The sequence below is a fragment of the Vibrio sp. SCSIO 43086 genome (assembly GCF_051132235.1).
Taxonomy (GTDB): Bacteria; Pseudomonadota; Gammaproteobacteria; order Enterobacterales; family Vibrionaceae; genus Vibrio; species Vibrio diabolicus.
In genome coordinates this window covers 910,419-924,459 of the sequence record NZ_CP072677.1, presented here as the reverse complement: position 1 = coordinate 924,459, position 14,041 = coordinate 910,419, and the positions used below count along the sequence as shown (strand labels likewise).

The 14,041-nt window shown below is 46.0% G+C and carries 12 protein-coding genes; 3 read left to right on the top strand and 9 right to left on the bottom strand.

Features of this window, described 5'->3' with window-relative positions; all coding sequences use genetic code 11:
- The first annotated feature begins 16 nt into the window (after positions 1-16).
- Positions 17-805 (top strand): zinc ABC transporter ATP-binding protein ZnuC, encoded by a 789-nt coding sequence (gene znuC / locus J8Z23_RS04335; protein ID WP_006742704.1) that lies wholly within the window; start codon positions 17-19, stop codon positions 803-805.
- Entirely contained in the window at positions 798-1,583 is a 786-nt protein-coding gene (znuB, locus tag J8Z23_RS04330; protein ID WP_005396067.1) for a zinc ABC transporter permease subunit ZnuB, read from the top strand. Before znuC ends, znuB begins: the two co-directional genes overlap by 8 nt.
- A 70-nt stretch (positions 1,584-1,653) precedes the next feature.
- On the opposite strand, the gene sucD is transcribed toward znuB, so the two are convergent.
- The 8 genes from sucD to sdhC all read right to left on the bottom strand — a co-directional run bounded on the left by sucD (position 1,654) and on the right by sdhC (position 11,362).
- Positions 1,654-2,526, bottom strand: a complete 873-nt coding sequence (sucD, locus tag J8Z23_RS04325) for a succinate--CoA ligase subunit alpha (RefSeq protein ID WP_053395190.1) — start codon at positions 2,524-2,526, stop codon at positions 1,654-1,656.
- Positions 2,526-3,692, bottom strand: coding sequence for an ADP-forming succinate--CoA ligase subunit beta (gene sucC, locus J8Z23_RS04320; protein WP_104971395.1), 1,167 nt, complete (start codon positions 3,690-3,692; stop codon positions 2,526-2,528). The genes sucD and sucC overlap by 1 nt, the downstream gene beginning before the upstream one ends.
- A 213-nt stretch (positions 3,693-3,905) precedes the next feature.
- The gene (odhB, locus tag J8Z23_RS04315; RefSeq protein WP_176320271.1) at positions 3,906-5,114 is read right to left on the bottom strand and encodes a 2-oxoglutarate dehydrogenase complex dihydrolipoyllysine-residue succinyltransferase; all 1,209 of its coding nucleotides are present in this window, start codon (positions 5,112-5,114) and stop codon (positions 3,906-3,908) included.
- Positions 5,115-5,142: 28 nt separating this feature from the next.
- Entirely contained in the window at positions 5,143-7,968 is a 2,826-nt protein-coding gene (gene sucA / locus J8Z23_RS04310) for a 2-oxoglutarate dehydrogenase E1 component (protein WP_005393014.1), read from the bottom strand.
- Between the two features lie 170 nt (positions 7,969-8,138).
- Complete coding sequence (locus J8Z23_RS04305; protein ID WP_005382174.1) at positions 8,139-8,849, bottom strand: succinate dehydrogenase iron-sulfur subunit; 711 nt, start codon at positions 8,847-8,849, stop codon at positions 8,139-8,141.
- A 15-nt stretch (positions 8,850-8,864) separates the two neighbouring features.
- A complete protein-coding gene (gene sdhA, locus J8Z23_RS04300; protein ID WP_005393016.1) occupies positions 8,865-10,631 on the bottom strand; it encodes a succinate dehydrogenase flavoprotein subunit in 1,767 nt (588 codons plus the stop codon).
- Positions 10,632-10,976 carry a succinate dehydrogenase, hydrophobic membrane anchor protein gene (gene sdhD / locus J8Z23_RS04295; protein ID WP_005382169.1) on the bottom strand — a complete coding sequence of 115 codons (345 nt, stop codon included), beginning with the start codon at positions 10,974-10,976 and terminating at the stop codon, positions 10,632-10,634.
- On the bottom strand, positions 10,970-11,362 hold the full coding sequence (sdhC, locus tag J8Z23_RS04290; RefSeq protein WP_017634811.1) for a succinate dehydrogenase cytochrome b556 subunit: 393 nt from the start codon (positions 11,360-11,362) through the stop codon (positions 10,970-10,972). The genes sdhD and sdhC overlap by 7 nt, the downstream gene beginning before the upstream one ends.
- Before the next feature lie 396 nt (positions 11,363-11,758).
- Here sdhC and J8Z23_RS04285 point away from each other — a divergent pair, with 396 nt between their 5' ends.
- Positions 11,759-13,048: a citrate synthase gene (locus tag J8Z23_RS04285; RefSeq protein ID WP_005382163.1), complete on the top strand. Its 1,290-nt coding sequence runs from the start codon at positions 11,759-11,761 to the stop codon at positions 13,046-13,048.
- A gap of 92 nt (positions 13,049-13,140) precedes the next feature.
- Here the strand turns inward: J8Z23_RS04285 and J8Z23_RS04280 are convergent, their stop codons facing one another.
- The gene (locus tag J8Z23_RS04280; protein ID WP_006742708.1) at positions 13,141-13,899 is read right to left on the bottom strand and encodes a Nif3-like dinuclear metal center hexameric protein; all 759 of its coding nucleotides are present in this window, start codon (positions 13,897-13,899) and stop codon (positions 13,141-13,143) included.
- Between the last annotated feature and the right edge of the window lie 142 nt (positions 13,900-14,041).

The following is a 14,041-nucleotide window of genomic DNA, read 5'->3' as shown; positions in this document are numbered from 1 at the left end:
CAAATGAGTTTCATTCATGTCTTCCTTAGTCCATCTTGAGCACTTATGCGTCGAGTTCGATGGCCGCAGAGTTCTCGATAACATTAGTATGGAATTACAAAAGGGCAAAATAACAACCCTAATTGGTCCCAATGGAGCGGGAAAATCAACGTTAGTCAAAGTCATTTTAGGCCTTCAAAAACCGACTAGCGGCAAATTAAACCGACAAAGAAAACTAAAAATTGGTTATGTTCCTCAAAAATTGAAACTCAATGACTCTCTTCCATTGAATGTCACCCGTTTTCTAAATTTAGCAGGAAAATACAGTAAACAAGAATGTATTGATGCATTAAGGCTTGTTGGCGCTGAGCATTTAATTAGTAGTAACATGCATCGCTTATCAGGTGGTGAAAACCAACGCGTATTACTTGCGCGTGCTTTGCTTCAACGCCCAGAGCTGTTAGTGCTAGATGAACCTGCGCAGGGTGTGGATATTCAAGGTCAAATCGATCTCTACGATCTAATTGAAAGCATTCGTCACCGATTCGATTGCGGTGTATTTATGGTGTCACACGACTTACATTTAGTCATGGCCAAAACAGATGATGTCATTTGTCTGCATCACCATGTTTGCTGCTCTGGTTCACCTGCCACGATTACTCAGCACCCTTCTTACATCGCGCTATTTGGCAATGCAGCGAGAGAATCGCTCGCGTTTTATCATCACGACCACGAGCATCATCATCACGATTTATCCGGAACGCCAGTAACTGGCGATGCGACATCATGCTCCAACCATAAACACGGACATCATCACCATGATTGAGTTTCTTCTACCTTCTATTCTTGCTGGTATTGGCATCGCGATCATTGCAGGTCCTCTTGGGTCATTTGTCGTTTGGCGCAAAATGGCTTACTTCGGTGATACCCTGGCACATGCTTCATTGATGGGTTTGGCATTAGGCTTTCTGCTCAACGTGAACCTTTATCTTGCACTACTCGTTTGCTGTTTAGCACTCGCGGTATTGCTCGTGACACTACAGAAACAACAACTGGTCGCAACCGATACGCTTCTGGGTATACTCGCCCATAGCGCATTATCTGTTGGTCTAGTTTCTGTTAGTTTCTTGGATAATGTCCGTGTAGATCTGATGAGTTACTTGTTCGGTGACTTACTCGCAGTATCTCCGCAAGATCTGATGTTCATTTACGCAGGTGTCGTTGCTGTTAGTGTGTGTCTTTACGTTTTTTGGCGACCTTTATTGTCGAGCACAGTTAGTGAAGAGCTTGCTGCCGTCGAGGGCGTCAATACAGACTTGGTTAGATTGGTGTTAATGCTTATGGTAGGTGTTGTGATTGCCGTAGGAATGAAGTTTGTTGGGGCACTTATCATGACTTCTTTGCTGATCATCCCAGCAGCAACAGCACGTAAAGTCTCTTCATCACCAGAGCAAATGGCATTGTTCGCATCCATTATTGGCTCTGTGGCAGTACTAATGGGGCTTAGCCTATCATGGCACTTCGATACGCCGGCTGGCCCATCAGTAGTAATCAGCGCAACATCTCTGTTTATGCTTAGCCAATTTATTCGCCAAAAATCGTAAAAAGCACCTTGATACAAAAAAGCCTAGCAACAATTGCTAGGCTTTTTAGCTTTAAGCTTCGAGTTTGAAATTACCAGCCCGTTACTTCACGTAGACCTTGGCCGATCTCTGCTAGAGATTTCACAGTCTTAACGCCCGCTGCTTCAAGTGCTGCGAATTTGTCTTCAGCAGTACCTTTACCGCCAGAGATGATCGCACCTGCGTGACCCATACGTTTACCTGGAGGCGCAGTTACACCCGCGATGTAAGAAACAACTGGTTTAGTCACGTTCTCTTTGATGAACGCTGCAGCTTCTTCTTCTGCTGTACCACCGATTTCACCGATCATAACGATCGCTTCAGTTTCAGGGTCTTCTTGGAACAGTTTTAGAATATCAATGAAGTTTGAACCTGGGATTGGGTCACCACCGATACCAACACAAGTAGACTGGCCGAAACCTTCGTCAGTTGTTTGCTTAACTGCTTCGTAAGTTAGAGTACCGCTGCGAGATACGATACCTACTTTACCTTTCTTGTGGATGTGACCAGGCATGATACCGATCTTACACTCATCAGGAGTGATAACACCCGGACAGTTAGGACCGATCATGCGAACGCCAGTTTCTTCTAGCTTCACTTTCACGTCGATCATATCTGTTGTAGGGATACCTTCCGTGATTGTTACGATTAGCTCGATGCCCGCATCAATCGCTTCTAGGATTGCATCTTTACAGAAAGGTGCTGGCACGTAGATGACTGTCGCTGTTGCGCCAGTTGCTTCTACTGCTTCGCGTACTGTATTGAATACAGGTAGGCCTAGGTGAGTTTGGCCACCTTTACCAGGAGAAACACCACCAACCATCTGAGTTCCGTATGCGATAGCTTGCTCTGAGTGGAACGTACCTTGACCACCAGTGAAACCCTGACAGATTACTTTAGTGTCTTTGTTAATTAATACAGACATTATTTAGCCTCCGCAGCAGCAACAACTTTCTGAGCAGCGTCAGTTAGCGACTCAGCAGCAATGATATCAACATCAGAATTAGCAAGAACTTCGCGACCTAAGTCTGCGTTAGTACCTTCTAGACGAACAACAACTGGTACGCTTACGCCTACCTCTTTAACCGCACCGATAATACCTTCTGCGATCATGTCACAACGAACGATACCACCGAAGATGTTAACAAGTACTGCTTTCACGTTGTCATCAGATAGGATGATCTTGAATGCTTCTGCAACACGCTCTTTCGTCGCACCGCCACCTACGTCTAGGAAGTTAGCTGGTTTGCCACCGTGTAGGTTTACGATATCCATCGTACCCATTGCAAGGCCCGCACCGTTAACCATACAGCCAACGTTACCATCTAGTGCTACGTAGTTCAGTTCCCACTGAGCTGCGTGCGCTTCGCGCTCATCTTCTTGAGATGGATCGTGCATTTCACGTAGCTTAGGCTGACGGTAAAGTGCGTTTGAGTCGATGTTGATCTTGCCGTCAAGACATAGCAGGTTGCCTTCGCCAGTGATCACAAGCGGGTTGATCTCCAGTAGAGCAAGGTCGTACTGAGCGAACATAGTGCCAAGACCCATAAAGATCTTAACGAATTGTTTGATTTGGTCGCCTTCAAGACCAAGTTTGAATGCAAGCTCGCGACCTTGATAAGCTTGTGGGCCCACTAGTGGATCGATTGCTGCTTTGTGGATTAGCTCCGGCGTTTCTTCCGCAACTTTTTCAATTTCCACACCACCTTCTGTCGAAGCCATGAAAACAATCTTACGGCTAGCACGGTCAACTACCGCACCTAGGTATAGTTCGTTAGCAATGTTTGAAGCTTCTTCAACAAGGATTTTTGTAACAGGCTGACCGTTAGCGTCAGTTTGGTAAGTCACTAGGTTTTTACCTAACCACTTCTGTGCAAACTCTTTAACGCCTTCTTTTGTATCGTGTAGCTCTACGCCACCCGCTTTACCACGGCCACCAGCGTGAACCTGACATTTAACTACTTTCTTTTCTGTACTGATACGGCCTGCGGCTTCAAAAGCTTCTTGTGGTGTATCACACGCGTAGCCTTCTGGCACAGGCAAACCGAATTCTGCAAACAGCTGTTTGGCTTGGTATTCATGCAAATTCATTTCGATATTCCGTTTGTTTTTCCCTTAAGGGATTTATTATTTCCATAACGCTGCAGTCTTGGCTGCTTGTACGTCTGTAGGGTCTTCTCAAATCAATCCCTCATCACGAGTACTCATGGTGTGGGATTCAAATGAAGGCCAGACGTTGAGCCAGTCTAGCCATTGAAATTTTTAACGTCTAGCTACCTACGATAACTAGACGTTTTAGCGATATTAAACGTCTAATAGGAGACGTGCTGGATCTTCTAGCAACTCTTTAATCGTCACTAGGAAGCCAACAGACTCGCGACCATCAATTAGGCGGTGATCGTAAGACAGCGCTAGGTACATCATCGGCAAGATTTCAACTTTGCCATCCACTGCCATCGGACGCTCTTGGATCTTATGCATACCAAGAATCGCTGATTGAGGTGGGTTGATGATTGGTGTAGACATTAGTGAACCGAACACACCACCGTTTGTGATAGTGAAGTTACCACCCATTAGCTCGTCTACCGTTAGCTTGCCATCACGACCTTTGATAGCCAGTTCTTTGATGCCTTTTTCAACATCAGCGAAACCAAGCTTGTCACAGTCTTTTAGGACAGGTGTAACTAGACCACGTGGCGTTGATACCGCCATGCTAATGTCGAAGTAGTTGTGGTAAACAATGTCATCGCCATCAATCGAAGCATTTACTTCTGGGTAACGCTTAAGCGCTTCTGTTACTGCTTTTACGTAGAAAGACATGAAGCCCAAACGAATACCGTGACGCTCTTCGAACTGATCTTTGTACTGCTTACGAAGGTCCATGATTGGTTTCATGTTCACTTCGTTAAACGTCGTTAGCATTGCCGTGTTGTTCTTCGCCTCTAGTAGACGGTTAGCGACTGTCTTACGCAGGCGAGTCATTGGAACACGTTTTTGGCTACGAGCTGCTGCAGGCACGTCAACCACTGCTGGTGCTTCTTCTTTTGGCGTAGCTTTAGCGTTCGCAAGATGCGCTTCAATATCTTCGCGCGTAATACGACCACCAACGCCAGTACCTTTCACTTGGCTTGCTTCTAAGCCATGCTCAGCCAATAAACGACGTACTGCTGGGCTTAGCGCATCATTGCTTTCTTCGCTAAGCGCAGCTTTATGACGTTTATCAGGAGATGCTTCCGTACCTTCTGTTTTGTCTGCGGTAGGCTCACCTGCAACTGCACCTGGCTTCAATTTAGCAATGATTTGTTTAGAAAGTACTGTCGCACCTTCTTCTTCAACGATAGCTTCCAAAACGCCTGCTTCCGGAGCTGGCACTTCTAGTACGACTTTGTCTGTCTCGATGTCAACCAAAACCTCGTCACGCTCTACTGCGTCGCCTGGTTGTTTGTGCCATGTCGCTACGGTTGCATCAGCAACTGATTCAGGTAAATCTGGAACCAGAATTTCAATTGTCATATCTGTTTCTTCCTTTAACTTCTAGTTCTTAATTCGAAGTTTTTGAGTTCACGTTCAGAGCGTCTTCAACCAACGCTTTTTGTTGTTTCAAGTGCACCGACATGTAGCCAACTGCTGGCGAAGCAGAAGCTGGGCGACCTGCGTATTTAAGATCTGCACCTGCAGGAATAGCGGCACGGAAGTTGTGTTGGCTACAGTACCAAGCACCTTGGTTCTGAGGCTCTTCCTGACACCACACGAAGTCTTCAACGTTAGTGTATTGAGCAATCGCTGCTTGTACTTCTTCCATCGGGAATGGATAAAGCTGCTCGATACGCACGATAGCGACATCGTCTTGCTCGTTGTTACGGCGCTGCTCCAGTAGGTCAAAATAAACCTTACCTGAACAGAACACGACGCGTTTTACTTTGCTTGGGTCTAAATCATCTACTTCTGGAATTGCAGATTGGAATGTACCGTCCGCTAAGTCTTCAATTGTCGAAGTACATAGAGGATGGCGCAGCAAAGATTTTGGCGACATCACAATCAGAGGTCGACGCATTGGGCGTACAACTTGACGACGAATCATGTGGTATACCTGAGCCGGTGTTGAAGGAACTACAACCTGCATATTTTGCTCAGCACACAACTGAAGGTAACGCTCCAGACGTGCAGAGGAGTGCTCTGGGCCTTGACCTTCGTAACCGTGAGGTAGAAGCATTGTGAGACCACACAAGCGTGCCCATTTCTGCTCACCTGACGAGATGAATTGGTCAATCACAACCTGCGCGCCGTTGGCAAAGTCACCAAACTGCGCTTCCCAAATAGTCAAACCACCTGGCTCTGCTGTTGCGTAACCGTATTCAAATGCCAATACCGCTTCTTCTGACAGTACTGAGTCAAACACTTGGAATGGACCCTGATTGTCATGAATATTCGCTAATGGAATGTACGTACTTGCATCTGTTTGGTTATGAAGAACCGAGTGACGGTGGAAGAAAGTACCACGACCCGAATCCTGACCAGAAAGGCGAATACGCTTACCATCATCAACTAATGTTGCATACGCGAGAGTTTCTGCCATACCCCAGTCGATTGCTTTTTCACCGGTCATCATTGCTAGGCGATCGTTGTAAAGCTTATTAACACGGCTTTGCAGTTTATGGCTTTCTGGATACTGACAAAGACGATTACCCAACTCGATAAGACGCGTCTTGTCATATTTTGAATCCCACTCCATATCCCATTCATGCCCTAGGTAAGGGGACCAGTCTACAGAGTGCAACGCCATTGGACGCCATTCTTTAACCACCACTTCACCGCGGTCTAATGCGTCGCGGTACTCATTGACTAACTGAGTCGCTGTCTCGATATCTGATTCGTTTTTATCGATCAGAATATCCGCATACAATTTGCGTGGTGTAGGGTGTTTTTTGATTTTTTGGTACATCAAAGGCTGAGTCGCGTTTGGCTCATCGGCCTCGTTGTGACCGTGGCGACGGTAACACACCAAATCAATCACGACGTCGCGCTTGAACTCGTTGCGGTAATCCAAAGCAATACGAGTAACAAAAGCAACTGCTTCTGGGTCATCGGCATTCACATGGAAGATTGGCGCCTGAACCATCTTAGCGATATCTGTACAGTACATCGTTGAACGCGTGTCACGAGGGTTAGACGTCGTAAAGCCAACTTGGTTGTTAATAACGATACGCACCGTACCACCGACTTGGAAACCACGAGCCAGTGACATGTTGAACGTTTCGGCAACTACACCCTGACCAGCGATTGCAGAGTCACCGTGGATAGTGATAGGAAGCACTTTGCTACCTTGATTATCACCCAAGCGATCTTGACGTGCTCGCACCGACCCCATGACTACTGGGTTGACGATTTCTAGATGCGATGGGTTAAATGCAAGAGCTAAGTGAACATCACCACCTGGGGTAGCAAAGTCGGCAGAGAAGCCTTGGTGATATTTCACATCACCCGTACCCCAAGTTTCGTCGTGTTTACCGGCAAACTCATCGAACAGATCTTGAGGCTTCTTACCAAGCACGTTCACCAGCATGTTCAAACGACCACGGTGAGCCATACCGATAACCACTTCACGCATCCCACTTGTTCCCGCGTGACGGATCAACTCTTTCGTCATCGGAATCAGTGCGTCACCACCTTCTAGAGAGAAACGTTTTGCACCTGGGAATTTCGCCCCGAGGTAACGCTCCAAACCTTCAGCGGCTGTTAGCTCTTCTAGGAATGTGCGCTTCTCATCTTTGTTGAATGATGGCTGGCCTACGACAGACTCAAGACGTTGTTGGATCCAACGTTTTTGCTCTGTGTCAGTCATGTGCATGTATTCAGCACCGATGGAACCGCAGTAAGTTTTGTTGAGGGCTTCATAGATGTCTTTCAACTTCATGGTTTCTTGCCCAACAGCAAAAGAACCTACGTTGAAAGTTTCTTCGAAGTCATCTTCGGTAAGATTATGAAAAGCAGGGTCTAACTCCGCCACGGTTGGGCGTTGCCATAGACCTAGTGGGTCTAATTCTGCAGCTTCATGTCCGCGGAAACGGTATGCGTTGATTAGCTGTAGAACTTTTACTTGTTTTGCATCGACATCTGGGTCACTAACTTGGACATTGTAATGCTTTGTTTCTCTAGCGAGTCGACGGAAGTAGTCACGGACACGTGAATGTGGTTGTTCTGCCACTTCTTCTGACGGCTTAGGTAAGCCTTCAAAAACACGTTTCCACTCCTCACTTACCAGATCGGGATCACTTAGATACAGTTCGTAGAGGTCCTCTACATACGTTGCATTGGCGCCAGCCAAGTGTGAAGACTCGAGCCATGCCTTCATCACGCCGTTGTGCATATTTTCCCTTAACCAGTAGTTTTCACGTTTGCTTCGGTCTTTGCCGAGCTATAAGAGCCGACCAGAACTAGTCGGCAATTTTTGTATTCTTTACTCGAAATATTCTTGAAGCAGTGAAGCGGTCATATCGGGTGATCCGCAACACTGCGACATTCCTAAGAGCGAGTAAATTAAACCGAGCGATTAACCAGCATCGACTTAATATGGCCGATGGCTTTCGTCGGATTTAATCCCTTAGGACAAACACTTACACAATTCATGATGCCATGGCAACGAAAAACGCTAAATGCATCATCAAGATCAGACAAACGTTCATCTGTTGCCGTATCGCGACTATCAATTAGCCAACGGTACGCTGCAAGAAGACCAGCTGGACCGATGAATTTGTCAGGGTTCCACCAGAATGATGGGCAAGACGTTGTACAACATGCACACATGATACATTCGTACAATCCATCTAAATGCGCACGATCATCAGGCGATTGTAGGTTCTCGCGTGATGGTGGTAATGCACCATCATCAATCAAGAATGGTTTAACTTTCGCATAGTTATCATAGAACTGCGTCATGTCAACGATAAGATCGCGCACGACAGGTAACCCTGGCAGTGGACGAATAACTATCTTATCGCCTTGTAGAGCAGATAACGGTGTGATACACGCTAGACCATTTTTACCATTCATGTTCAAACCATCAGAACCACATACCCCTTCACGGCATGAGCGACGGAACGCGATGCTTGGATCTTGCTCTTTTAGCAGAATCAATGCATCAAGCACCATCATGTCTGAGCCTTCGTCTACCTCAAGGGTATACTCTTTCATGTAAGGCTTGGTATCCACATCCGGATTGTAACGGTATAAAGAGAAGTTCAATTTCATAGTCGTATCCTCCCTTTAGTATGTACGTACTTTCGGCGGGAAAGCTTCACGATGCGTTGGCGTCATGTTCACATCACGCTTAGTCATCGCTTCTGTTTCCGGGTTGTAGATAGAGTGGCATAGCCAGTTCTCATCATCACGCTCAGGGAAATCGAAACGAGCATGTGCACCACGGCTTTCAGTACGGTAGTTCGCCGCTACGGCTGTAGAGAATGCAGTTTCCATCAAGTTGTCTAACTCTAGACACTCAATACGTTGCGTGTTGAATTCAGAAGACTTGTCCGCTAGATGCGCATCTTTCAGACGTTCGCGAATTACTTTCAACTCTTCTAGACCCGTTGCCATTGCATCGCCTTCACGGAATACCGAGAAGCTGTTTTGCATGCAAGCTTGTAGGTCTTTACGGATTTGAACTGGATCTTCACCGCCAGTACTATTTTCCCAACGCATGGTACGCGCTAGAGATGCTTCTATATCAGATTCAGTTGCAGGGCGTGCCTCAGCTTGCGCTGCGAGCGTTTCGCCAAGATGCAAGCCAGTCGCGCGACCAAATACGACTAAGTCTAGTAATGAATTGCCGCCTAGACGGTTTGCTCCGTGTACTGATACAGAAGCAATCTCACCACATGCATATAGACCTTGTACTTCCATCTCGCTGCCGTCAGCCTTTTGCTTGATTGCTTGGCCAGACACTTGAGTTGGTACACCACCCATCATGTAGTGACAGGTTGGAATTACTGGAATTGGCTCTTTCACTGGATCAACGTGCGCGAAAGTACGAGACAGCTCACAGATACCAGGCAGACGTGACTCAAGCACTTCTTTACCAAGGTGATCCAACTTCAGCTTAATGTGTGGACCCCAAGGACCATCACAACCACGGCCTTCACGAATTTCGATCATCATTGAACGTGCAACTACGTCACGACCTGCAAGGTCTTTCGCGTTAGGAGCATAGCGCTCCATGAAGCGTTCGCCATCTTTATTTAGAAGGTAACCACCTTCACCACGACAACCTTCTGTTACAAGAACACCTGCACCAGCGATACCCGTTGGGTGGAACTGCCACATTTCCATGTCTTGCATAGGTACACCCGCACGCAATGCCATACCTACACCGTCACCAGTGTTGATGTGTGCGTTAGTGGTCGACGCGTAAATACGACCTGCACCACCTGTTGCTAGAATCGTTGCTTTTGATTTGAAGTAACAGATTTCGCCTGTTTCCATACAAATCGCAGTACAGCCCATTACGGCGCCGTCTTGGTTTTTCACCAAGTCTAGTGCATACCATTCCGAGAAAATGGTGGTTTTGTGTTTCACATTTTGTTGGTAAAGCGTATGAAGAAGCGCGTGACCTGTACGGTCCGCAGCTGCTGCTGTACGTGCAGCTTGCTCACCACCAAATTCTTTTGACTGACCACCGAATGGACGTTGGTAGATAGTACCATTATCAAAACGAGAGAATGGAAGACCCATTTTTTCTAGTTCGATAACGGACTCAGGGCCATTCTTACACATGTATTCAATCGCATTTTGGTCACCGATGTAATCGGAACCTTTAACGGTATCGTACATGTGCCATTGCCAATCGTCTTTGTGCGAGTTACCCAGAGCAACGGTAATACCGCCCTGTGCAGACACAGTATGAGAACGTGTTGGAAATACTTTTGACAACAAAGCACATGATAGGCCTTGTTCTGAAATTTGTAGTGCAGCGCGCATACCTGCACCACCAGCGCCGATTACTACGGCGTCAAACTCACGAACTGGAATAGACACTTACGCACCCCACAGAATAAATAGACCAGAGAAGACATAGCCGAATAGCACGGCAATAACACCAAGTTGCAGTGCGCCACGCAGTTTCGCGCACTTAATGTAATCCGTTAATACCTGCCACAAACCGACCCATGCGTGGATCAGGATCGAAACAAGTGCCAACATGGTGAATACTTTAGTGAAGGTACCACCAAAGAATTGGGTCCAAGATGCGTAAGAGATATCTGAAAATGCACAGAAGCTAATCAGATAAATCGTGTATAGCGTCATAATGATTGCAGTTGCACGAATCAGTAGGAAATCGTGTACACCATTACGACCAAATGAAGATACGTGTTTTACCATACCAAGATCCCCGCCAATAATGATAATACTGCTGTTGCACCAAACGCGACTTTAGCGCTCATCGTGCCAGAATCTAGCTCTTCGAAGTGACCTAGATCCATCAACAAGTGACGGATACCACCTGCAATGTGGTAGGCAAGTGCAGTAAGAATTCCCCACAGGATGAATTTTACGAAGAAGCTATCGACGATGTCAGCGGCTTCCATAAAACCCATTGGGGATGACAGAGAAATGGACAGTAACCACAGTAGTATACCCACCGCAACAAACGTAATTACCCCAGACACACGGTGTAGGATGGATGCGATTGCTGTGATAGGAAAGTGGATGGTCTGTAAATCTAAATTAACAGGTCTTGACTTTCTTTCTTTCACGGGCTTGCTCACTCAGCTCCATTGAGCATTTATTGTTATAACCAATTTCAGCTTCCAAACGTACAAAAGTTAACATCTATTTAACAAATATCGCGAGTAACCACCCAGATAATTGTAAACAACTTGTTAACAATCGGAGTCCAGCAACAAACCTCACTCTTTGTTTCTAGCCCCGAATTTATAAGGATTTAACTAAAATTTTCTTAGCCAATATACGGCGAGCAACATTCTAATACAATTGGTGTAACAAATTATGCTACATAGAACAGATTTTTAACGATTTTCATGAGAAAAATCATAACAAGTGCACACAAAGATGGAGAAAAATTGACTTTAAGCTTTAACAACAGTACAAAAATGGCACATAAACATCCTGGACGGATTAAATAATAAACAAAGGAGATTGTTATGGCGGATAAGAAAGCGACCCTTCATGTTGAAGGTCAAGCGCCAATCGAACTGCCGATTATGGACGGTACGCTAGGTACACCTGTAATTGACGTTCGTAAGCTGGGAGCCAATGGTTACTTTACTTTTGACCCAGGTTTTCTTGCCACTGCATCTTGTGAATCATCAATCACGTACATCGATGGCGGCAAAGGTATTCTTTTGCACCGCGGTTTCCCGATTGATCAATTAGCCAATAACGCAGATTACTTAGAAGTATGTTACATCCTTCTTTATGGTGAAGCCCCTACCCGAGAACAATACGAGCAATTCAAAACGACCGTTACTCGCCACACTATGGTCCACGAACAAATCGCAAGCTTTTTCCATGGCTTCCGACGTGATGCTCACCCAATGGCAGTAATGTGTGGTGTAGTCGGTGCACTTGCAGCCTTCTACCACGACTCTCTTGACATCAACAACGACGAGCACCGTGAGATCGCGGCGTACCGTCTGCTATCGAAGATGCCGACACTGGCTGCAATGTGTTACAAATACTCTATCGGTCAGCCATTTATCTACCCACGCAACGATTTGAGCTACGCAGAAAACTTCCTACACATGATGTTCGCAAACCCTTGCGAAGAGTATGAAGTAAATCCTGTCGTTGCGCGTGCGATGGATAAAATCTTCACGCTACACGCGGATCACGAACAGAATGCGTCGACGTCAACTGTACGTCTAGCTGGCTCTTCTGGTGCTAACCCATTTGCATGTATTGCCGCTGGTATTGCATCACTTTGGGGACCTGCTCACGGTGGTGCAAACGAAGCGTGCTTGAGAATGCTAGAAGAGATTGGCAGCGTCGATAACATCCCTGAGTATGTAGACCGCGCGAAAGACAAAGATGACCCATTCCGCTTAATGGGCTTTGGTCACCGCGTTTATAAAAACTACGATCCACGTGCGACAGTAATGCGCGAAACGTGTCATGAAGTTCTCAAAGAGCTAAACATTCAAGACCCTCTACTAGATGTAGCAATGGAACTTGAGCGCATTGCGCTTTCTGATGAGTACTTCGTTTCTAAGAAGCTGTACCCGAACGTAGACTTCTACTCAGGTATCATTCTTAAAGCGATTGGTATTCCAGTTTCTATGTTTACGGTTATCTTCGCGATTTCTCGTACCATCGGCTGGATTGCTCACTGGAACGAAATGCACAGCGATCCACTGAACCGCATCGGTCGTCCTCGTCAGCTATACACTGGTGAGACACAGCGTGAGTTTTCTCCACTTCACGAACGTGAATGATCTTTTTAGTTAGAAGATAAACAAACAAAAGGGTTGAGATTTTGTCTCAACCCTTTTTTCTTTTCAGCGTTTCACGTTATGAATAGCGAACACTAAACCGGATTATCAATATCGATAAACTCCACATGTAGGCCATACTCATCCGCTAGCCATTTGCCTAAAGCCTGAACACCATAACGCTCAGTAGCATGATGACCTGCAGCAAAGTAATGAATGTCCATTTCACGAGCGGTATAAGTGGTACGCTCTGAAATTTCTCCAGAGATAAATGCATCCAGCCCGTGTTGTACAGCAAGTTCAATAAAATCCTGCCCTCCACCAGTGCACCAACCGACCGTCTCAATCATCTTATCGGTATTCTCTGGAGCAATATGCAGTGGTTGTCTGTCAAGAACTTGATTGATCTTGCTCGCAAACTCAGCACCAGACATCGGTTTTTTCAAGCGTCCAAACATGGCTACTGATTGAGGATGTCCTTCAAGTCCACCTTCTACTTCGATTTCAAGTAAGCGAGCTAATTCGGCGTTGTTGCCTAGCTCTGGGTGAATATCCAGAGGAAGGTGATAACCATATAAGTTGATATCGTTTTTGATCAGACTACGAATTCGTTTACCTTTCATACCACGAATTGGCTCAGGTTCACCTTTCCAAAAATAACCGTGATGAACGAGTAATGCGTCTGCATTAAGCTCAATCGCTTTATCGATTAAGGCTTGGGAGGCAGTTACGCCAGTGATAATACGCTTTACGGCTGGCGTCCCTTCTACCTGTAACCCGTTTGGTGCGTAATCTTTAATTAACTGCGGTGACAGTTTGTCATTAAGAATCTGTTCTAGCTTTAAGTTATTCATTATTACTTCCAATTTCTAGCGCATGTAAGCCTAAATAACCTCTCGATGAAATCAGACCGAGAGTGTGCAACCTAGTTGATACAACAACGTTTTGACATCTGGCACCTTGATATCATTTAGGTACTTAAAGTGTATCTCGAAC

Bases quoted from the DNA above. Each gene is read 5' to 3' on its own strand.
- znuC (WP_006742704.1), top strand. From the start codon at position 17: ATGTCTTCCTTAGTCCATCTTGAGCACTTATGCGTCGAGTTCGATGGC.
- J8Z23_RS04280 (WP_006742708.1), bottom strand. From the start codon at position 13,899: ATGAATAACTTAAAGCTAGAACAGATTCTTAATGACAAACTGTCACCG.
- sucD (WP_053395190.1), bottom strand. From the start codon at position 2,526: ATGTCTGTATTAATTAACAAAGACACTAAAGTAATCTGTCAGGGTTTC.
- J8Z23_RS04285 (WP_005382163.1), top strand. From the start codon at position 11,759: ATGGCGGATAAGAAAGCGACCCTTCATGTTGAAGGTCAAGCGCCAATC.
- znuB (WP_005396067.1), top strand. From the start codon at position 798: ATGATTGAGTTTCTTCTACCTTCTATTCTTGCTGGTATTGGCATCGCG.
- sucC (WP_104971395.1), bottom strand. From the start codon at position 3,692: ATGAATTTGCATGAATACCAAGCCAAACAGCTGTTTGCAGAATTCGGT.
- J8Z23_RS04305 (WP_005382174.1), bottom strand. From the start codon at position 8,849: ATGAAATTGAACTTCTCTTTATACCGTTACAATCCGGATGTGGATACC.
- sucA (WP_005393014.1), bottom strand. From the start codon at position 7,968: ATGCACAACGGCGTGATGAAGGCATGGCTCGAGTCTTCACACTTGGCT.
- odhB (WP_176320271.1), bottom strand. From the start codon at position 5,114: ATGACAATTGAAATTCTGGTTCCAGATTTACCTGAATCAGTTGCTGAT.
- sdhD (WP_005382169.1), bottom strand. From the start codon at position 10,976: ATGGTAAAACACGTATCTTCATTTGGTCGTAATGGTGTACACGATTTC.